The organism is Roseobacter sp. GAI101 (assembly GCF_000156335.1).
Taxonomy (GTDB): domain Bacteria; phylum Pseudomonadota; class Alphaproteobacteria; order Rhodobacterales; family Rhodobacteraceae; genus Sulfitobacter.
On the sequence record NZ_DS999213.1, the window covers coordinates 1,245,479 to 1,265,866 of the forward strand.

The window sequence follows — 20,388 nt, forward strand, 5'->3', positions numbered from 1 at the left end:
TTCCGCCAACATGGCACATTACCCGGACAAACCTGATACCCGCTGAAGCGCGAGATCCCCCGCCTACTCCACCCACTCCCCGATCTCGTATCCTTTATCCTTGAGAACGGCTTTTAGCAGCCTCCGTATCATCTCGGGCCTGCTTGGATCATCTGCTTCCTTTGAGATCAGATCATCGACAGCTTCGAGCGTTTTCGCATGAAGACGCACGAGCACGCCTGTCGTATCTCTTTTTGGTGGTGCCATTTATCTCTACCTTAGCCCGTTCGTGATATTAATATCACGAACGGCTACCGCGACAAGGTGAATCATGCCTTTAGAGGTTTTTTCTTCAGAATATTATTGCAATATTGATATCAGTATTGCATACAGTAAGCAGATGACGGGCAGCTGTAACTGCGCGCCATCCTAATCACAACGATCCTTAGGAGATCCTCATGACTTCCCTCACAATTACCACGCGCGCAGCGCGTTCCGCCACCCCTTCGCTGTTTTCTCTCAAAGCATTTGAAGCGGTACTGCTTCATATGGAGCGCACCATCGAGCTGGACCGGGACGTGCAGCACATGCCGCATCATGATTACTCCGCCGTCGAGAGTGCGGGTGAAGCGACGGCCGATGCCTGGGTCGCGACCGAAGCATCCGCTTTTGCATTTCTGCGCGCGCATGCAGGTGCCACTGCTGTTCCTTTGCTTGTCGAGACGGTGAAGAATCTGGTCTCACTGCTCGATATCGAGACGGGCGATCACCCCACACTGAGTGAGACAATGGAAGCGGCAATTGCCCGTCGCGCATCTGCAACGCGCGGCACGGATCTGCGCAACATGTTGAACCGGGCGCTGCCTTTGTTGTTCGGCATCGCGTCTATGCAGGCCGCGTTTTTCGAGCGGGATCACGCCCAGCACGCCGCCTGATCTCAAGCGCACGGGCCGCGTCTTGCGCGGTCCCTACCCTCCCTCTTTCACATCAAATATAGGAGCGCTTCATCATGATGCTGCCCACCGTCTCCCCTATGCCTGCCGAGCACCCATCCACACCTGCCGCACTGTTTCCCGACTATGTCCGGCTTTCACGCTCCGCGAGCCCGACTTACGCCCCTTTTGACGGAAAGGTCCCTGCAAAATGGCGGAAGGCCGCGCGCAAAAAGGGCTTCACCATCGTTGATCGCGTCAAAGACCGACTGCATGTTGCTCTGCTCTGTCATGACTGCGGTTGCACACATGCAAAACGGGTGAGTGTCGTTCTCGGGCATAGCCCCGAATGCCCCCATTGCATCAAACACCAGCGCATCGAGCATGCACGGACAGTAGGTGCAGTGCTCTTGGGGCGTGACCCCAAAAACCGCCACTATGGGTTTTACCAGCTCTCGTGTGGACATCGGGTGCGGCGCCAGTACCACCGGGTAGCACGCGCTGCTGACGGTGGGCACAGTCTCGGCTGCGAGACATGTCGCGAAGAGCGTTATCGCGCGCAAGCAAACAAATTTGGGTGGGACCTCCTGGGTCCCGCCTCACGCGGCAAACCGGGCTACCGCAGCTATCGCCACACCTGCGGTCAGACGCAGGATATCATGGTCGGCAACATGGTCTGGGGCGATTGCGCCTGTTCGGGCTGTAGTCTTGGCAGAACGGCGCGGCCTTCCCACATCTACATTTTTCGGATTGACCTTCCTGGACGACCCGTTCTCAAGCTCGGCTACAGCGCACGTCCGGCAAAGCGCCTCCGGCACCAGTTGGGCATCGACAAAGGCATCACCACGGAGGTGCTGCGTGTCGTGAACCTGCCGACCGGACACGACGCCCGGGCAGAGGAGGAACGCGCGCACAGGACGCTCACCGCGCAGTTTCCGGACATGGTTGTGGCCAAGGCCGAGTATGGCGACGCCATCAACGTCACACGCGAGATCTATCGCCCCAAGGCTGCACCACTCATCCGCCGCCTCCTCGACGAGATCGAAACGCGCTTTCCCGATACCGGCGAACGGTTTCCGGACATCGCTGCCTGATCCCTCTCCTTCCCGTTATTCATTGAACAAAAGGAGGCATGCCAATGCCCCATCCTTCCATCGCGCGCGACAGCGCAACTCCCGCCTTCACTCTCGACCTGATGCAGAATCTCCTCCGGCACGTCTATGTCGAGAACCACCGGCGGACCAATACCCCTGCCCGGTTCGCATCTTCAAAGCCCCCCTTCGATGATGACACTGACGACGACTTAATGGACTTTCCGGACACGCCCGAGGACGTCCCCACCCTGCCCTCGTACAAAACTACAGCCGCTGACAATCTCGGATCTGAAGAAATTGCTGAGTTGCAGGCGCGCGGCATCGACCCCTATGCCACTGCAGCCGATGGCACCGCCTGCCTCCAGCAGGCAAAACTGCCGCTGGCCCGACTGATTTTTGCCGCACGCTTTGCGGCCATCTTCAAAACGCCGGACATGGCGCGGTCTCTTGTGTCACCGCAAGCTGTTACGCTGCTGTCGATTCCCGACGATGAAGAGCGTCAAGTCTTCTTCGACATGTTCCCGGACATTCTGGAACAGACCGCAAAGGCACTTGATGACTTTGGCATCAACGTGCATGGGATCGCTGTTGCGGAGCTTCCGAATGTTCAGGCCGCATCAAGCAATCGTGGCCGCAAAGACTTCAACGACAAGGTTGACCGGCTGATCGCCGAAGGCAACAACGTGATCGTTTGCGCCAGAACCCGCGATGATCTGCCGCCCAGCGGAAAGCTGCTTTGGATGCGGACCGCTACATTGCCCCCAATGACGGGCGATATGGTCATCGAGATCTTACGGCAGACCCATTCCATCACGGGACAAGTCTCCGAGGCCGCCATCCGCGACCGCCTCCCCGATGACCTGGCTCTTCAAGCCCTGCACATGCCGCTGCTCAAAAGTGCGTTTACAGAGCAGACCACCCTTATGGTTGCAGCGCGCCTCTACGCTCTGACCCGCCGCCTTGACACAGGCAAAGTGGCGCGTGGCCCAACCCTTGATGCCATCTATCTCCCGCCCCAAGCGCAACAGGAAATGCAGCATCTCCTCGGCGACCTTGCACAGTGGCGGACCGGCCATCTGCCGTGGTCCGAAGTCACTTCATCAGTGCTTCTCTACGGACCTCCCGGAACAGGCAAAACGCTGCTCGCTCAAGCTCTTGCTGGCTCTGCGGGCATCCCGCTCATCGCAACCAGCTACGGCATTTGTCAAAAAGCGGGCCATCAGGGTGATTTTCTCAGGACATTGTCCGAGAGCGTGGAAAAAACAATCGCTTCTGCCCCCTGCGTTTTCTTCGTTGATGAACTGGATAGTTTTTCCAAACGATCTGTCTCTCACCGCAACTCGGGCTATGTCGCCGCCATCGTCAACGCACTGCTCGAGCACATCACAACGCTCAATAACACTGCGGGTGTCATCGTTCTGGGTGCAACAAATCTGCCAGAGAACGTGGATCCTGCAATTATTCGCCCCGGCCGTTTTGATCGGCATACGGCGCTTGAGAACCCCGACCGCGCAGGGATCAAACGGATCTTCGAGATTGAGTTGGGCGCAAGCGCTCAGGATCTCGATCTTGCGCCTGCCGCCGACCGCCTGCTTGGTATGTCAGGCGCGCAAGTTGCAGCCGTCGTCCGCGACGCCCGCGGACAGGCGCGTCATAGCAACACGACGCTCGGCAACCATCACCTCAAGGCAGCTGTCGACCATGTTGCCCCCGAAGGACGCCAGGAGGATCTGCACCGCATCGCCATCCACGAGGCAGGCCATGCCGTCGTCGCACATAGTCTTGACCTCCCCCTGCCCGACATGGTGCGCATCACGGCCCGCGGCGGGGCCTATCATGGAAAGATGCCCTTTGCCGCAACAAAGAAAACCGTCTGTGATCAGATCGCCGTTACCCTGGGGGGCCGTGCCGCAGAAGCGGTCCTTCTCGGATCAGTCTCAAACGGCGCAGAAGCCGATCTGGAACAGGCGACCGAGCTTGCTTTCAAAGCGAGATATTCATGGGGCCTCTATGCAAACAACCTGCTTTCCGTCGGTTCCGTGAAGTTGGCGCAGCTCGATCCCCTCGACCCCCTCGGATCAGTTGTGAACTCGGATATCAAAGGCCACTATCTGCGTGCGAAAGAGATCGTTGAGGGCAACGCAAAACTGGTGGAGCGGGTGGCAGAAGCCCTCTTGGAGCAGCGGGAGATCGACGGGGACGCGTTGGCCGAGGTACTGGCCGCGCACGACATCACGAACTCTGATCGACCAACGGAGGCGTTGGTTGGCTAACCTTCAGGGCCGTCTTTACCAGTGCGGCGAGCAAACACGGACAAGGACCTTGTCGGCCACCACCATGGTGATGAAACAGATGGCCGATATCGTGATCCAACACCGCTTGAATTGCTTCAGGAGGTCGTTGAAGCAATTCGTGTAGTTTTTTGAAGGTTCTCAGGGATAGAACCGCTTAGAATGGATCGAAGGTAGGTCCTTCGTCCCTCATACTCCGTAATGGCACTTGCCAGTCAAAAAGCGTCTGAAAGCGGCCTGCTAGGGCATACCAACGCTCATCCCATTCCTGCCCGCCAGGCTCAATAGCAAGCTGAACGAGGTCAAAACAGCCCTGTCGACCTGTGTCATCCTTTAACAGGATAGAGGAATAGTCCGGACTGAATTTCTGTGTGGCTTTCAGCCCCGCATCCTTGGCCAACCGTTTCAATCGGAAAAACCAGATTCCTCGTCCTGCGTCGCCACGTCTGTAAGAATTTTCAGGTAGGCCATCATCTCGGTCAGCTGCCTGTTGAGCTGTGCCAGCAGACGTTCCTGCCGGTCGCCCTTCTCGATGAGGCTCTGGAGGAGATTGAACAGGCGGTCCGCGAAATCGAGGTCCTTCTCCTGTTCCTCTGTGTCGAGGAGCGTCAGGATTGGCATCAATTTCCGAATGTCTTCCCGTGTCAAATCCAGTTTCTCGTGAGTGATCTTGTGGTTCGGGTTGAGATCGGTCATCGTTATATCCTTCAATAGATGAAATTTCTGGGAGCGCTTTGTTCCCAATGTGCTGTCTTATGCGTCGTAGAAAGAGGGCTGTTCTTGCGAGGCGGAGCCGAGTTGCGAACGCCAGTCTGCGCAGGATGTTCTTTGAGGAGAACGCGGAGCCCGCGTCCCTTGGGTTGATCCGGCGTCCGGTCTCTGCATGCTCGGGGATCAGATAGCCGGCATTTTGCGCGCAGATATCAATCTGCCATGGCGACTTAATCCGGCGCAGTCCCCGGTTCAGCATATCGAGAGTTTCTGGCCGGAACCGGCCCATCACCGCATTCACGTCTGTGGCGAACTGGAAAGCAGCGGCGTTTTTGCGCTGCCTTCGCTTTGGTATCGGCATCACCAGGCACATTTCCGGATCAGGCATCCAGTCTGGTTCAGGTAGGCTAAGCCGATGACACAGGTCACGCGCCAGCTTTTGTGTGAAGGCGACGGATGTAGCAACCTCAAGAGAGCGGCCCGTAAAGGTCTGCCGTGCCGCAATGATGTGTACATGGTCGCAGTTTGTCTGCTCGCCGCCCCAAACGACCCATGGCACAATGTCTGGCGGTAGGCCACTTTCTCTCAAGACATGCCGCGCGACCTCGTGCCACTGCTCCTCATTCAGCTGAATTCCAGCCGGCAGCGACAGCGTAAAATGGACAAGGCCATCCCCTTTTGGTTCTTCGAAACGAGCGAAAAACTTGATCAAGGCTTTCGTATTCTTTTCTGGAACACTGCCGCTGAGCACATGACCGTCCTTGGATGGATAGTACATCAGAGGATCGGCCTTTGAGGGAAATGTTGCGTGCCTCCACATCAATCAGACCCTTGGATCAGGGCAGTCATCGCTTCCCGGACATGGCGAGAAATCGTCTTAATCTGACGTGGTTTCAACAGGTGGAGGCGCCCACTGTCCGCCCGTACCAACTGATGGAGCGAATAGGAAATATGTGACAACTGCATGAAGACATCATCGGGTGTGTGCTGTCCGTATTCCGCGGCAGCATGACTGAGGAATTTTGCCCGCGTCGCAAAGCCATAACGTTTCGCTTTGGCATCGATCGATGCGAACTCTTCGGGGCTAGCGCGGTATGTGTAGTTTGTCTTGTTATTGCTCATGATCTCACCTGAATTTGTGAAATCAGAATACAGGGCATGAACCTGAAAAGCTGCTTTTCTCCTTTATTGCGAAGGCGGAGATACCTCTGAAAACCCCAATAATCGTATGAAATAAAGGGGATTCAATCCGTAGATGAGGAATAAATAAAAATGACGCCAGCAAGAGGTTTTCGCCTGCGACCGATCCATCCCATAATTTATTTGGCGGATACAAAATGACGTCACACTTTAGGTTCCCAAGATCAGGAAAACCCAAAATGACCCGAATTACACACCTTTGACGGGCTGAACTTGCTCAAACATGACTCAGAAAATTGATCGGTTAATAATCAACTTCAAGCGGGCTATGATGAACCTGCACTGTCTTGAGCAATCCGAGAACCCCCTCTAAGGTTGTACGAAACAAAATATAGCTTTCATAATAAGCGCATAGCCCTGAGGAATATCCGAGCCGTAAACCTGTCAACGGCGGCGTAACAACCTGCCATTGGGGCGGAGCAAAAGTCGGCCACTTGGTTACGCGCCTTGGGGCGTGATGCCATTAAGTAGCAAGCACGTTCCATGGCGCGTTGGCCGTCAGGCCAACCTGATGATGTGTTAAGTTTTGGTACGCTTTGATTTGCTCTGATTGAGCCTGTAGCTTTCACCATTCATTTCCAGAATGTTCACGTGGTGTGTCAGCCGATCCAGTAATGCGCCGGTCAGTCGTTCTGTGCCGAAGGTTTCTGTCCACTCTTCGAACGGCAGGTTGCTGGTGATGAGTGTTGATCCACGCTCGTAGCGTTGCGAGATCAGTTCGAACAGCAGTTCAGCGCCTGTTTTACTGAGCGGCACAAAACCCAGTTCATCGATGATCAACAGGCTGACCTTAGCGAGCTGGCGTTGCAATCGCAGCAGCCGTTTCTCGTCTCGCGCTTCCATCAACTCGTTCACCAGTGAGGCCGCCGTGACAAAAGCGACAGGCATGCCCTTTTGGCAGGCGGCCAGGCCCAACCCGAGGGCGATGTGGGTCTTTCCAGTGCCAGATGGGCCAAGTGCGATGACATTCTCCCGCCGTTCGACCCAATCACACCGCGCCAGATCCAAGACCATCATCTTGTTCAACGACGGGATTGCCTTGAAGTCGAAACTGTCCAGGCTTTTGACGGCTGGGAACTTGGCCGATTTGATCCTGCGCTCGACCATGCGGCGTTCGCGGTCGATCAGTTCAAGCTCGGTCAGCCGGGCCAAATAACGGACATGATCCACGCCCTGCGCGGCACAGATGCGCGCGAGCTTGTCGTGTTCACGCTGGAAGGTCGGTAAGCGCAGGGTTTTGAGATGGTTGGCCAAGAGCAGTTCTGGTGCATCGGTCATGCGCCACCTCCATCCAGCAGGCTCATGTAGGATGCGGCTGATGTCGTCGCGACATGCGTTCTGGGCAGAAACGGATAGAGATCCAAATCCAACCGAGGCTGCCTGCGTTCAACGCGGCATAGCACAAGGTGTTTGATGGCATCAAAGCTGATGGCTCCCATTTGAAGCGCATCTTTGACTGCATTGTGCAGCACCTCCATCTCAAAGCGTTCCAGCAGACGGAGGACCTGCACGTACTCGCGCTTCCCAGCCTTGCCCTGCCGCGCTTTGAACCGCGCCGGGTTTGCCGGAGGCTAATTTGTCTTAGTTACGCGGCCATGTCTGATCTTTCCATAGCGGCATAGAAGTTTGCCTCTGCTTCGGCTGGCGGGATGTTCCCGATTGGCTCCAGCAGGCGGCGATTGTTGAACCAGTCGACCCATTCGAGGGTGGCATATTCGACGGCTTCAAAGCTGCGCCATGGCCCGCGTCTGTGAATGACTTCTGCTTTGAACAGGCCGTTGATCGTCTCGGCCAAGGCATTGTCATACGAGTCGCCGACGCTGCCGACCGATGGGGCAATTTTGGCTTCAGCCAGCCGTTCGGTGTACTTGATTGATAGGTATTGGGAACCGCGATCCGAGTGATGCACCAGTTGATCTTGTGCTGGCCTGCGTTGATGAATGGCCTGTTCAAGTGCGTCGAGAACAAAGCCAGCGTTTGCTGTACGGCTGGCACGCCAACCGACGATGCGCCGCGCAAAGACATCGATGACGAAGGCCACATATACGAACCCTTGCCAGGTTGCGACGTAGGTGAAGTCACTCACCCAGAGTCCGTTTGGCGCAGGCGCATAGAACTGGCGGTTCACCCGATCTAATGGGCACGGCAGCGCCTTGTCAGGCATGGTTGTTCGTGGCTTCTTGCCACGAATGACGCCTTCGATGCCAATGTCCTTCATCAGTCTGGCAACAGTGCAGCGTGCAATGTCAAAGCCTTCCCTGCGCATCTGGTGCCAAATTTTACGAACGCCATAGACCTTCAGATTCTCCTCAAAGACACGTTCGATCTCAGGCGTCAGTTCTTCGTCACGTTTGGCGCGATCCGACAGACGCGAAGGATCAGCCTGCTTGGCCAAATGATCATAGAAAGTGGCTGGGGCAATCGGCAGAACCCTGCAAATCGGCTCGACCCCATGATCTGCGCGGTGATCGTTGATGAAGCGGATCATTTCTTGAACGGGCGGTCGAGCTCCGCCTGTGCAAAATACGCAGAGGCCTTGCGAAGGATCTCGTTGGCTTGCTTCAACTCGCGGTTCTCACGTTCAAGCGCCTTCATCTTCTCGACCATCTCGGTCGTCACGCCACCACGCTGACCGGTGTCGACCTCGACCTTCTTCACCCATTCGTTCAGCGTTTGCGGCGCACAGCCGATCTTCGCAGAAATTGACAGGATCGCAGACCAGCGGCTGTCATGCTGCCCTTGATTGTCCAAAACCATCCGTACGGCACGTTCGCGCACTTCTGGAGTATATTTGTTCGTTGTTTTGTTCATGATGCTCCATCCTACTCATGAGTTGGAGCCTCCGGCAAACCCGGCGCGGTTCACTTCCAACAACCGTTGCAACGTTGAAAATGCATCAGGTAGGTTCCAGTTTTGCAACGGAGCTGCCTGATCAAAGGCCATGATCTTACGCTCAATCAGTCGTAGATAATGCACAGGGTCAAAGGTGATATCGTCTTTGTCGTATGACCTGACATGCTGCGCAATCACCTCAGCAGCGCAGCCAATAACGACCCGATCCACAAATCCCTTTATCCAGACCTCACGGTGACCAAAGGCCACCGGCACTGAGTAATCATTGCCGCGATAGCGCACCACGGATGTCGATGTGACCTGGCCACTGCGCAGGTCGCAAGCTTCAAACGGCGCATCTGGCAAGCCCTGCATCGCAGCCAGATCAGCCTGCAATCGTTCACCGATGCTGATCTTATAGCCGCGCAAGATGTCTGCTTGCCGTTTGCAGCACTGTTCTTCGAGGTAATCGTTGAACGCTGCCCAACTCGCAAAGCGGGGCATTGGTACCATGAAGTTACGACGAGAATAGCCGACGAGACCTTCGACTTTACCTTTATCGTTCCCCTTTCCGGGGCGACCGTATCGGTCTCGGACCACGTAATGCGACAGCATCGCGCTGAACCGCTGTGTTCTCTGACGTTCGCCATTCGGCATGATCTTTGCAACCAAGCAACGGTCATTGTCGTAGAGCACCGACTGTGGCACCGCTCCAAAGAACGCAAACGCGTGAACATGCCCATCCAACCAAGCCTCGGTGTTCGCGGCAGGATAGGCACGGACATAACAGGCATCACTATGCGGCAGATCCAGCGCGAAGAAATAGGCTTTCTGCTCAATGCCACCAATCACAACCAACGCTTCGCCAAAGTCGGCCTGCGCATGTCCGGGCGGATGGCTCAACGGCACGAACATCTCACGCGAACCGCGCTTCTTGTTGCGCACATAATCTTTGACGATGGTGTACCCGCCGTTGAAGCCGCATTCATCACGGAGCCGTTCAAAAATGCGCTTGGATGTGTGTCGCTGCTTACGAGGGCGCATCTTGTCTTCCGCCAACCACCGATCAATCTGATCGATATATGCATCCAACTTCGGGCGTTTAATCGCCGCCGTCCGCCGGTATCCAGGGGGCTCAGAATGCGCCAACATCTTCCCAACACTGTCCCGGCTGATCCCAAAATCCCGAGCTATCTGCCGCCCGCTCAACCCATCCTGAAAATGGGCGCGACGCACCTTCAAATATAATTCCACAGTGAATATCCCCAAACCCTCCCATCAAATGAAAGGGCCAAAGTGGCCGACTTTTAAGCCGCCCGCGACCGCACTACGCCGCCGCTACCGTGGTCGAGTATTGCTCCGCCGATCACACACTTTGGGCTTAAGAATTATTAGCTTCAGCGTTTTTTTCAGGGCAGGGCCAAAAAAATGTCAGGCCATTTGAAAGGGTAACGATGCGGACGCTACGTCGACATTCGCTTCATCGTAGCGAAGGTCCGCTTTGTCCCGCTTCTACGACATTCGGCGGTAGAGAATGCTGCACGACCGACCAAGGTCTGCTTTGGGGAAGCTGCAGCGCAGCGCCCATCATCTGCGCCAATGTCTGCTCCGGGCCGTTCGCTCGACTTTGCAAAGTACACTATCTGCGCATTGCTGCCTTTGGTGGAGTGTGCAGCACGATTGATCGGGGGGTTCGATCTTTGAATGGCGGCTTTCGCGTCACCAAGGCATGGACCGAGCACTTGCAGCGAGTGCACACTTTCCGCCCCTTGGTGCCGATCGACATGAACGGCCCAAAGCCGACCTTGGTGCATCACGAAGCGGACTGCAGCAAAGAGCTCAAAATGACTGATGCTGCAAATCTTAAGCCTGCGCTGAGGGCGGGACGGCCTCGCTCTTGGCTTTGTTAGAGCAACCTTTACAACTGTCGCCTCAACATTTCAGAGTTGCAGAGAAAATCTGAAATACGGCATCAGCGCAAAGCGGATAACCTTATGGCTCGTTTTGAAACAGAGAGAGGGAGATGTGTCAGGCTTAGTCATCTCCAAACGCTGGAAATCTTCCCTGCCCGCCTTAAGCCGATTTACTCTGAAAAGATCGCCCTACCCTCCCGTTTCAACCCTAATCAGCCTTACCTGATCCGCCGTCAGATATCCCGTCGCAGTCTCGCCTTCTCTCGCCTGCCATTCAGCAACAGCGCGCCGGGTCTCAGAACTAAATATTCCGTCGGTGGGCGATGATTTGTAGCCAAGCCGCACCAGTCGGCGCTGCAAATCTACCCTCTCTGCGCGCGTAAGCCCGAGAAGGCTTTCCTCTAGCGCTGGACCAGACGCGCTATCATCCGGCGCAGCGGCAGCAGTTCCCGCTTGGTTGGCGATCAACCTGACCTGAGTCTCAGTGACGTACCCGGTAGGCGTCCCTTGGTTCGCTCGCTGCCAGGCAGAAATTGCTGCACGCGTGCGGCTGCCCCAGAGCCCGTCTGCCACACCAGCATCATAACCGACCGCTTTCAGTTGGCGTTGGATCGTAATCCGTTGAGCGCGCGTAAGGCGCAACGCTGCCTCGATCTGAGCAGGCGTCAAATCGCCCGACGACTGATCCTCAGAGGGTGGTGTCACCACAGTGCCCCGTGCCAGCAGCCGCAATTGCTCGCCTGTGACGTAACCAGTGACTTTGTCACCCCTGTCTCGCTGCCAGTTGGAAATAGCACTGCGGGTATTGCGACCCCAGATGCCGTCGGTGCCGTAGGTCTTGTAGCCCATCCGTGTCAACTCTCGCTGCACCGACACGCGCTGTACGACGGTGGTGCTCAGCCTAGCCTCAGCCTGAGCAGGCGTCAAATCGCCCGACGACTGATCCTCAGAGGGTGGTGTCACCACAGTGTCCCGTGCCAGCAGCCGCAATTGCTCGCCTGTGACGTAACCAGTGACTTTGTCACCCCTGTCTCGCTGCCAGTTGGAAATAGCACTGCGGGTATTGCGACCCCAGATGCCGTCGGTGCCGTAGGTCTTGTAGCCCATCCGTGTCAACTCTCGCTGCACCGACACGCGCTGTACGACAGTGGTGCTCAGCCTAGCCTCAGCCTGAGCAGGCGTCAAATCGCCCGACGACTGATCCTCAGAAGGTGGTGTCACCACAGTGCCCCGTGCCAGCAGCCGCAATTGCTCGCCTGTGACGTAACCAGTGACTTTGTCACCCCTGTCTCGCTGCCAATTGGAAATAGCACTGCGGGTATTGCGACCCCAGACGCCGTCGGTGCCGTAGGTCTTGTAGCCCATCCGTGTCAACTCTCGCTGCACAGACACGCGCTGTGTGAAGGTGATGCCCAGCCTAGCCTCAGCCTGAGCCGCTGATGCCGGAGAACCCTCAACCGGCGTGCCCAGCCGTGCAAGGGCATTTTCGGCATTGGTACGGTACCTCCCGTTCTCAAACTTCGCCAGATAGTCGCGGTAGGCTGAGACGGTATTTGCGTTCTGCGCGGCGACATAGGCGTTTCGGTCCACCTCTTGCTGGATCAGTGATTGGGCAATACCACCGATGACGTCGCTCAGATCCCGCCCCAGGACGGGCGTGCTCAGCCCAAAACTTGCCATTAAGATAAGAGGGAGTGTGAAGGTCCGCATTGGGCTTCCTTTTCTGAAGAAGGGAAGCGTCTGGTGCCACCGCTTGTACCGATAACCTGACCTTCCCCTATTTGCATAGCGCTCATGAACAATCGAGTGATTTTGCCTACTGATCAAGCGCTTTAAGCCCCGGCAGAAGATTGATGAGCGAAACCGCTCAAATGGGTGTTGTCGGAAGGATTTGAACTAGTCTTAACCCTCCAGCAACCGGAATGTGTTAGGCGGGCTTGAAGAGACGTTGGTGTCTCAAGCCATGGCAGTGCTTCAACGCTGGGACTTTGCTGGTTAATTGGGCAAACTATCCTTTTAAGACCATTGTATCAGCAACAGATTTCGATCCTATCGGGAGCTCGACCTAAGTGCATGGTCAGCCCAATTACGCATGCTTTCCGCCCTTGGTGTCGATCGACACGAACGGCCCAGTGCGGACCTTCGAACAAGGTGCAGGTAATGGCGGGTCAGAGCCCAAAGTGTCGAATGCTGCAGAGGTAACGAATGACTACTTTTGGAGTATCCGATACGAGGGAAATGTAATGCGATTTGCAGCGTTGAGGCGATAGTTTTCGGACTATAAAACCAATTGCAGTGGAACGACCCGCTCCCGCCTGCAAATAGTTGGATCAGCTACCCTTCGATTATAATTATCGTCCCGACCATTCCAGCGCCGTGATGTGGATCACAGAAATACTTATACGTTCCCGGCACAGCCAATACCTGTCAATAAATACCGCCCGCAGGTATTTCGCCGGAATCAAAGCTTTCTGCTCCAGCAGGCAGTTCAGTCGACGCGGTTTCTTCTGGCGTGGCAGGGCGTGTCGATACCGAGTGAACAAATGCCGACACATTGTGGAACTCGACAGTGTCACCGACCAAGATAGTTTGCGGTGTCGGTGCGAAACGAAAGATCGGTTATATGTCGATCACCACCGCCGTGCCAGGTTCTGTTTCACCAGTGACAGCAGGGCCGGTCGTCGTACAAGCGACAGCCAGATAAAGCGGTGCGATGGCCAAAATTATAGGTTTTTTTATGATTATTGATGTCTGTTTGGCATATCTTTGCCGACATGATTTTTGAAAATTCTTGTGAAGCTGCTGGCAGTGAACACCATTTATCTGCCAAATGAGATATCTGACATCATAATGCTCGGGTCACTGCGATCCGTAGACCGCAATCGAAGCGTTCCATCCGAGACACGCCATTCGACGTTTTGTGCAAGCTTACCGCCCGTTGCTGGATCAGTTGCGCTAAAGTTGAAAGCGACAATCCCATCGCGTTGGGTACCTACGATACGAACACTGCCAATGCCATCTGGGTTGGACCAACGCCCCGTGATCCGCTCTATGCCTTCTGACCCTGTCAGTGTTCCTGCTATGGTCAACCTACGTCTAGGCACAACGCATTGACCTGAGAGCGTCAATGTCAAAGCTGACTTGTCATAGCTATTCGCTATCTGGCAACGCACTGTCTCTTGCGGGCCTTGCAGGGTTTCTCTGGCCCAGCCTGATCCTCTCCAGCTGCCATCCATGTCGGCAAGAGGCCCTGACAGCGCAGTCGACGCCGCCGTCAGCGCTATGAGGAAAGTGATTTTAGACAGAAACATCTGCGGTCCTTTTCCAAGTCAACAAAGCAGGCAGTAATAGAAGATCGATCAACAATGCAGCCCATAGCGTTGCGATCATCATGCCGCCAAACAGGCGGATCGGGGTAAAATCGCTGAACAGCGTCACCGACAATCCCACCGTCAGCAAAAGCGTCGTCAACACCATGACTTGTCCCGCTGACTTGGCTGCTGTCGTCACGGCCTTTGCAGAGGTTTCGCCATTCGCCTTCGCATTGTAGAACCGGTTGAGAAAGTGAACGGTGTCATCAATGGCGATACCAAATGCGATTGTCAGAGCAAGAACGGCTGTCGGACTAAGCTGACCCTGCGCCCAAAAATGCAGCGATGCGCCGGTGATCATAAGCGGCAAGGTGTTAGGAATAATGAGTACCGGAATCAAGCGAGCCGAACGAAATGCGATGGCCACTAGAACCGTCGCGCCAAGGCTCGCTACGATCAAGCCATACGAGAGCTGTTCAATAAGACTAACAGCTTCTTGCCGCATGATCGTGGGCAGGCCGATGATCGTGTCAGCACCTGCCGTGACGGCGGTGTCATAGATCAGATCAAAGTGGGCCAAACTTTCATCGCTGCGCATGGGTTCGGGCATGGACACAAAGATGCTGGCAGTATCATTTTCACTGCGCAGTTGATCGACCAGAGCATTTGGGAGAGTTTCCAGCTCTTCTGCCGTCGGCTGCTCGTTTGGATGGCCCAGCCAACGTGCAAAATTCACTTCCGAAAGGACCGTCTTTGACGGGCTGACGGCCTCGAGCTGTGCGACCAAGTTTTGCCTTTGCACCCAGTCACCTGTAGTTTCGACGATCATCTGGAAAACACCGCCGAAATCATCTGCAATAGCGTCGTTGGTTCTGAGGGTTGCGCTGCTATCTGGGAGATTTTGATAGAGAGGAAACCATGCCTTCGTCTCGCTAAAGCCCCATGTCGCGGCAACAAGGGTCAAGATACAGGTTGCCACCGTTGCGCTGGGAAGCGATGCACCTATAGCTGTCAGTTTGTTTGCAAAAACCGCGCTGGTTTGGGGAATTGGCTCGTCTGATAGCGGTATGATCCGCCCCAACAATGCGAATGTCACGATGACGAATACAAAGGACAGCGTCGTGCCGATTGCACCCAGTATTGCAAACTCAAAAAGCTGCGCGTTTCCAGTAAACATGATGCTGGCGAATGCGACCGCCGTTGTCAGCGCCGTCAATGCACATGCGGGACCGACGTCTTCAATAGCACCCCGCAAAGAGCCATTCTCTTTTAGATGTGCCGTGAGGTGAACACCGTCAGCGACTCCCAAAACCAGCAACAGGATCGGGATGACATTGCTCAACACGGTGATCGGATACCCCAGCCAGACTGACAGCGCCAGCACACTTGACGCCCCTAAGAGCGCCGGCACAACCGCCAACAGCGCCAGCCGCAAATCACGCAACAGCGCAAAGGCGGCAAGCGCGATAACCAAAGCGCCCCAGACATTCAACGCGATCAGATCATCCTTTAACCCGGAAACGATTTCATTGCTGATAATGTCTTCGCCGGTCAGGCTGGCAGATAAACCTGCGGGTAAGGCGCGGTCCAGTTCTGCTTGGATATCGGTCATTGCAGTGGCAATGGTCGTTTGATCGGTGTCGATCGACACACTGAGCAACATCGCCGTCAGAGTGTGGTTTACAAATGTTGGCAACCCTGTGTCCAAAGCCTCAAAAGTGGTCAAGTCATCCGCAAAAGTCGCATCAATCTGGGTTCCGAATAGGGGCATTCCTGACGGTGCTTCGACAGAGGGTGGCCGTCTGAGGACAAAAGGCGACGCAACTGCTGTGACTCCCTCCACAAATTCAAGGTCCAGCGACAAGTCGCGCAGTGCGGTCAATTGCTCTGCATTTAGCGCCCCTTGCGATGTGACGTAGACCATTGCAGTGCTGAGAGGGGGAGATTGCTCGGCCTCATACGCGCGTTGCGCCTGTGACAATTGGCTGTCTGATAGAAAAACACGGTGGATATCATCGTCAAAGGAGAGGCGGGAAAAACTGGTGCCAATGAGGGCCAGTGCGGCGAGCAGGCAAAGCGCGATGATACGTGGAAATATGAGGGCGACCAAGCCCAGGCGTTCAGCCCCGAACCCTATGCCCCACGACAAGATTAGGCCGTCCGAAGTGGCGCAAGCGCTTTGTGCTCCATCCCAATGCGAACCCACAACATGACGGCATTCAGCCCGGTAAAGACTACTGCTACCCAAACGAGGCCCAAAACCATTGGCGCGACAATGATTTCGGCCACGACCAGCATATAATTGGGGTGAGAGAGGTATTTGAACGGGCCGCGCACAACCAGCGGTTCTTCAAGGATGATGATGCGCGTTGTCCATGGGCTGCCCAAACTGCCCAGTATCCAGACCCTGAAAATTTGCAGAACTGCAAACACGGCAAGCCATCCGAAAGTGACCGCTTCATCGTATCCAAAAATCAACAGGCACGTGATCCATGCGCTATGCATCACTACCATGACCGGATAATGCGACGCGCCTACCTCGTAAGCGCCCTTTGCCAAAAGGTTTGCAGTGTTGCGTTTTGCGATGACCAGTTCGCTAAGCCGCTGGATGACGATAAATCCAAGGAAGAGCAGAGTTGCAGTTTCTATCATGCCGCCTCCGCGGTGACGTGGAACGGCATGAAGGACGCGGTGAATCCTGGTCCCAATGCACAAGCCATCATTTGCCCTGTATTTCCTGCCTCAAGCACTGATTTCATTACGAACATCACTGTTGGGGCTGACATGTTTCCTGCTGCCCTCAATGTGTCACGTTCTGCGTTCAACGATCCCTGTTCAAGGCGCAACGCGCCCTCGATCGCATCCACGACCTTTGCGCCGCCAGGGTGGCAAACGTATCGGTCAATTTGACCGTGGTCCAAATTTGCGGCCTTCAGCGCTCCATCGGTTGCGGCGGCGAATTCTTCCGTCACAAAGGTCGGTATCGAGCGATCAAAGACAACGCCAAAGCCCGTTTCATCAACATCCCAGCCCATGATATCAAGCGTGCCTGGCCACATTTTTTGGTGGCCTTGGCTGAGTGTGATGATCTTGCCGGAAGCCGGCGCGGCAGAACTGATACAAGAGGCGGCAGCCCCGTCACCAAATAGGACCGTCGCGATGATGTCAGCTTTTTGGAGGCGATCTGCGCGAAACGACAGGGAACATGCCTCAACAACGACCAACAGCACTTTCAATCCTGGTCGGCCTGCTGCAATTGCTTGCGCTGTAGATAGTCCTGAAACGCCACCAGCGCATCCCAAACCAAAAACCGGAACGCGCATGACATCTTCTCGAAAGCTCATTTCGGAAAAGACTTGAGCCTCTAAGGACGGCGTCGCGATACCCGTAGACGTCACAGTGACGACGCAATCGACGTCAGCCCCAGTCCAACCTGCATAATCAAGAGCGCGTTGTGCTGCCTCAATGAACAGCGCCTTTGCACCTGTCATGAAAGCTGCATTCCGGTCTGACCAGCCATGATTTTGCGTGAACCAGTCGATAGGCACAACGGAATATCGCTTGTCGATACCGGCTGTGTCGAACGTCTTCGACAGCCGGTCAAACTGCGGGTACTTCTGACCAAAGATGATGGATGCGCGTTCCCTGACCTCGGATTGAGTTAAACAGTGCGGCGGCAACGCGGTGGACAAACCATGAAGATAGACTGACATCACAAACCCTTTACAAACTTAGGGCTGATCGGATGGCGTTCAGTCCTCAATAGAGATGTAGCTTTTTCGCTAAATGAACAACTCGCAAGAGGCTGTTACGTTCCGTCATCTAGAGGGTAGAACCCTGTCACCTTCAACAGCTCTGGGTTTGCGGGGTGCATACTAACATCGCTTTCCCGCAAGCGGACGCTGGCGCGACTGCAGCGAAAGATCACTTCGTCCGCACTGTGCCATTTCATGCCCGGCGCAGCGAACGACCGCTGTCCGCCGACCATGCTTGCCTCAGTTGCGTGGGCATCGGATACACGCTATGGAGTGCTACATCATACTGCGGCATCATCCACGGCTACGTTGCGGTCATATCTATAATATTCAATGACTTACATAGACGTTGAAGATTGCTCCGATCCCTACCGTCGGAGCCATTTCCCTCATAAGTTTTTGTTTTATAAGATCTTTTGAGGGAAATGGTATTTGACTGCGGCACCGCAGTATTCCACCACCTCAGCCAGTTGCGTCCCATCCGTTTGCAAAGAACGGAACGAAAATGAACACGCAACCTCACCTGTCAAAACGCGGCGATGTTTACCAATGGCGGCGTAAAACCAGACGGTTTTCCACAGAAATCATTGATATCAAGCTCTCTCTAGGGACGACGGATCGTCGCCATGCGCTTATCTTGGCCCGGAAAGTCAGCGCAGAAAGTGACAGGATCATGGAGCATATCGTCGGGAGCCGCATCACGCCGGAGCATGGTCGGGCGTTTTTGTCTGAGGTCATTCGCCAGGAACGGGCGAAGATCGCGCAGCTTGCCATGCTCAGCCGCGTCGATAGCCTTGATCCGGCAGATGACGCCCGCCACGATGCGGCCATGGCGGAGGCTTGGGCGCGCGTCTCAACCGATGGTCTAAACAATTTGGTTCCGGCAGATGCGTCTGATTTGGTGCGCAGCAATATTAACCTGATCAGAAAGGACCTGGGCAGCGATGCACGCAGGCAGGCGCTGCTGCGTGTCCTTAAAGAGCAAACAGGCCAAGAAACGCACTCGGCTCTGGATTATGCCATGCTGAAGGACCTCTTTGTATCGGCAAAGGCAAAAGCATGGGCCGGAGAAGCCCCGGAAGCGGCCCCAAAGCCCGAGATCGTGCCGGACGAGCCGACCGCAACTGAACTACCCTCCCCTGCCCTCACAGCCGTCGTCGAACGTATGAACGCGATCAAGCGCACGGAAGGCATCGAGGAAAAGACGCTGCGCCAGTATCAGAGTTTTGCTGCCCTCTTCACAATGCTGACAGGGCTGGATGACATCACCAAAATTCACCAGCCCGATGTGAAATCCTTCCGCGCTGACCTGGCCAAGATGCCTAAAAGCTGGGGCAAAAGCCCCAAGGATCAGGCGATGGCCCGGGATGAAGTCATGGCAAAGGCGGCATCGCTTCCGTCCGACAAGGTCGTGCTCTCGGTCGGCACAATCAACCGGCATCTTGACCACCTGAACCAGATTGCGGAATGGGCACGCGACGACAATCTGCCGGTCGATCCGAACCTGAAACCCACCAAGCTGCGCCGCAAGGAAACCGTCCGCGCCCGTGACAAACGCGATGCCTTCTCCGTCGAGCAGCTCCGTAAGATCTTTCGAAATCCCGTCTGGACCGGATCACGCTCGGAACGCCACCAGACCGAAGCGGGATGCAATATCTTCAAGAATGGGATCTATTGGTGCCCGCTCATTGGCGCTTATACCGGTGCCCGCCGAGAGGAAATCGCGGGCCTTTCGCCATCGGATATTGTCGATGCCGACGGTATTCCATGCTTCTCGATCGAAGATTCCGAACTGCGCCGGATCAAGAACCTGTCTTCACGCCGATTGATCCCTATCCACTCCCACTTGATAACCCTCGGCTTTCTGGAACACATCCAGAAAGCAAGAAATGCGAAGCAAAAAAGTCTCTTCCCCGATCTTTATGAAGCTGGGAATGATGCCTTTGGGCGCAAGGTCGGCCGTCGAATGCGGCAAATTATCGATCAAGAACTGGGTGCAGAAGGCACAAAACTTTCGTTCCATAGCCTCCGGCACTACGTGCAGAACGAGTTAGATCACGCAGGCATTGAAGACAAAGTCGTCCGCGATATCATCGGGCATGAAGGCAAGGACATCCACGATAAGGTATATCGCAAGGGTTCGCCGACGACTGAGCTTTCGCGGGCGATTGAGGCAATTCCCGATGTTGCTATTCCGCCTAAATGCTAGCGCCCTCAAATATGGGCGGGAAGCCCCCATGCTGCGCTGCGCACCAAGGTCGGCTATGCGCAGACAGCGGACCCTGCAAAGTTGCGAACCATGGTCGTCCTTCAGGACGTGAACGGCCCAGACCTGCCGTTGGCCAGATGTCCGAGCGCTGCGTTGTAGCT

Annotated in this window: 14 protein-coding genes, 3 pseudogenes and 1 other annotated feature; of the genes and pseudogenes, 4 read left to right on the top strand and 13 right to left on the bottom strand. The window is 55.4% G+C overall.

What is annotated here, in order from left to right:
- Nucleotides 1–63: 63 nt before the first annotated feature.
- Entirely contained in the window at nucleotides 64–246 is a 183-nt protein-coding gene (locus RGAI101_RS05865) for a hypothetical protein (RefSeq protein ID WP_008225352.1), read from the bottom strand.
- A 191-nt stretch (nucleotides 247–437) separates the two neighbouring features.
- On the opposite strand from RGAI101_RS05865, the gene RGAI101_RS05870 reads away from it, so the two are divergent.
- The 3 genes from RGAI101_RS05870 (at nucleotide 438) to RGAI101_RS21205 (ending at nucleotide 4,278) form a co-directional block, all read left to right on the top strand.
- Entirely contained in the window at nucleotides 438–914 is a 477-nt protein-coding gene (locus RGAI101_RS05870; protein ID WP_157044643.1) for a hypothetical protein, read from the top strand.
- A 74-nt stretch (nucleotides 915–988) separates the two neighbouring features.
- On the top strand, nucleotides 989–2,005 hold the full coding sequence (locus RGAI101_RS22120) for a hypothetical protein (RefSeq protein ID WP_008227737.1): 1,017 nt from the start codon (nucleotides 989–991) through the stop codon (nucleotides 2,003–2,005).
- A 44-nt stretch (nucleotides 2,006–2,049) separates the two neighbouring features.
- The gene (locus tag RGAI101_RS21205) at nucleotides 2,050–4,278 is read left to right on the top strand and encodes an AAA family ATPase (RefSeq protein WP_050763182.1); all 2,229 of its coding nucleotides are present in this window, start codon (nucleotides 2,050–2,052) and stop codon (nucleotides 4,276–4,278) included.
- A gap of 423 nt (nucleotides 4,279–4,701) precedes the next feature.
- Here RGAI101_RS21205 and RGAI101_RS05890 read toward each other — a convergent pair whose 3' ends face one another.
- From RGAI101_RS05890 to RGAI101_RS05945, 12 genes and pseudogenes are all read right to left on the bottom strand, one after another.
- Entirely contained in the window at nucleotides 4,702–4,992 is a 291-nt protein-coding gene (locus RGAI101_RS05890; RefSeq protein ID WP_037227512.1) for a hypothetical protein, read from the bottom strand.
- A gap of 439 nt (nucleotides 4,993–5,431) precedes the next feature.
- Nucleotides 5,432–5,827 (bottom strand): annotated as a pseudogene (locus tag RGAI101_RS22690) (relaxase/mobilization nuclease domain-containing protein); the annotation flags it as partial.
- Nucleotides 5,827–6,129: a hypothetical protein gene (locus RGAI101_RS05900; RefSeq protein ID WP_037227517.1), complete on the bottom strand. Its 303-nt coding sequence runs from the start codon at nucleotides 6,127–6,129 to the stop codon at nucleotides 5,827–5,829. The pseudogene RGAI101_RS22690 and the gene RGAI101_RS05900, both read right to left, overlap by 1 nt.
- A gap of 597 nt (nucleotides 6,130–6,726) precedes the next feature.
- The gene (istB, locus tag RGAI101_RS05905; protein WP_008225471.1) at nucleotides 6,727–7,485 is read right to left on the bottom strand and encodes an IS21-like element helper ATPase IstB; all 759 of its coding nucleotides are present in this window, start codon (nucleotides 7,483–7,485) and stop codon (nucleotides 6,727–6,729) included.
- A pseudogene (locus RGAI101_RS05910) lies at nucleotides 7,482–7,754 on the bottom strand (IS21 family transposase); the annotation flags it as partial. The pseudogene RGAI101_RS05910 and the gene istB, both read right to left, overlap by 4 nt.
- A gap of 38 nt (nucleotides 7,755–7,792) precedes the next feature.
- A protein-coding gene (locus RGAI101_RS05915) for an IS3 family transposase (RefSeq protein WP_085980055.1) occupies nucleotides 7,793–9,018 on the bottom strand; the annotation gives its coding sequence in 2 pieces (ribosomal slippage) (nucleotides 7,793–8,730 and nucleotides 8,730–9,018; 1,227 coding nt in all).
- Nucleotides 8,621–8,737: a sequence feature (AL1L pseudoknot), on the bottom strand. Its footprint overlaps the gene before it by 117 nt.
- Before the next feature lie 54 nt (nucleotides 9,019–9,072).
- Nucleotides 9,073–10,293 (bottom strand): annotated as a pseudogene (gene istA / locus RGAI101_RS05925) (IS21 family transposase); the annotation flags it as partial.
- Nucleotides 10,294–11,141: 848 nt separating this feature from the next.
- Nucleotides 11,142–12,662 carry a peptidoglycan-binding domain-containing protein gene (locus tag RGAI101_RS05930; RefSeq protein WP_037227520.1) on the bottom strand — a complete coding sequence of 507 codons (1,521 nt, stop codon included), beginning with the start codon at nucleotides 12,660–12,662 and terminating at the stop codon, nucleotides 11,142–11,144.
- Nucleotides 12,663–13,286: 624 nt separating this feature from the next.
- Nucleotides 13,287–13,367: a plastocyanin/azurin family copper-binding protein gene (locus RGAI101_RS22615; RefSeq protein ID WP_368072196.1), complete on the bottom strand. Its 81-nt coding sequence runs from the start codon at nucleotides 13,365–13,367 to the stop codon at nucleotides 13,287–13,289.
- A gap of 882 nt (nucleotides 13,368–14,249) precedes the next feature.
- Complete coding sequence (locus tag RGAI101_RS05935) at nucleotides 14,250–16,412, bottom strand: efflux RND transporter permease subunit (protein ID WP_037227523.1); 2,163 nt, start codon at nucleotides 16,410–16,412, stop codon at nucleotides 14,250–14,252.
- Nucleotides 16,413–16,414: 2 nt separating this feature from the next.
- Complete coding sequence (locus tag RGAI101_RS05940; protein WP_008227076.1) at nucleotides 16,415–16,915, bottom strand: isoprenylcysteine carboxyl methyltransferase family protein; 501 nt, start codon at nucleotides 16,913–16,915, stop codon at nucleotides 16,415–16,417.
- A complete protein-coding gene (locus RGAI101_RS05945) occupies nucleotides 16,912–17,976 on the bottom strand; it encodes a type III polyketide synthase (RefSeq protein WP_008226613.1) in 1,065 nt (354 codons plus the stop codon). Before RGAI101_RS05945 ends, RGAI101_RS05940 begins: the two co-directional genes overlap by 4 nt.
- Before the next feature lie 547 nt (nucleotides 17,977–18,523).
- On the opposite strand from RGAI101_RS05945, the gene RGAI101_RS05955 reads away from it, so the two are divergent.
- Nucleotides 18,524–20,227, top strand: a complete 1,704-nt coding sequence (locus tag RGAI101_RS05955; RefSeq protein ID WP_008226042.1) for a site-specific integrase — start codon at nucleotides 18,524–18,526, stop codon at nucleotides 20,225–20,227.
- Nucleotides 20,228–20,388: the final 161 nt, after the last annotated feature.

Bases quoted from the DNA above. Each gene is read 5' to 3' on its own strand.
- RGAI101_RS05890 (WP_037227512.1), bottom strand. From the start codon at position 4,992: ATGACCGATCTCAACCCGAACCACAAGATCACTCACGAGAAACTGGAT.
- RGAI101_RS05930 (WP_037227520.1), bottom strand. From the start codon at position 12,662: ATGCGGACCTTCACACTCCCTCTTATCTTAATGGCAAGTTTTGGGCTG.
- istB (WP_008225471.1), bottom strand. From the start codon at position 7,485: ATGACCGATGCACCAGAACTGCTCTTGGCCAACCATCTCAAAACCCTG.
- RGAI101_RS22120 (WP_008227737.1), top strand. From the start codon at position 989: ATGATGCTGCCCACCGTCTCCCCTATGCCTGCCGAGCACCCATCCACA.
- RGAI101_RS21205 (WP_050763182.1), top strand. From the start codon at position 2,050: ATGCCCCATCCTTCCATCGCGCGCGACAGCGCAACTCCCGCCTTCACT.
- RGAI101_RS05870 (WP_157044643.1), top strand. From the start codon at position 438: ATGACTTCCCTCACAATTACCACGCGCGCAGCGCGTTCCGCCACCCCT.
- RGAI101_RS05940 (WP_008227076.1), bottom strand. From the start codon at position 16,915: ATGATAGAAACTGCAACTCTGCTCTTCCTTGGATTTATCGTCATCCAG.
- RGAI101_RS05945 (WP_008226613.1), bottom strand. From the start codon at position 17,976: ATGTCAGTCTATCTTCATGGTTTGTCCACCGCGTTGCCGCCGCACTGT.
- RGAI101_RS05900 (WP_037227517.1), bottom strand. From the start codon at position 6,129: ATGAGCAATAACAAGACAAACTACACATACCGCGCTAGCCCCGAAGAG.
- RGAI101_RS05865 (WP_008225352.1), bottom strand. From the start codon at position 246: ATGGCACCACCAAAAAGAGATACGACAGGCGTGCTCGTGCGTCTTCAT.
- RGAI101_RS05955 (WP_008226042.1), top strand. From the start codon at position 18,524: ATGAACACGCAACCTCACCTGTCAAAACGCGGCGATGTTTACCAATGG.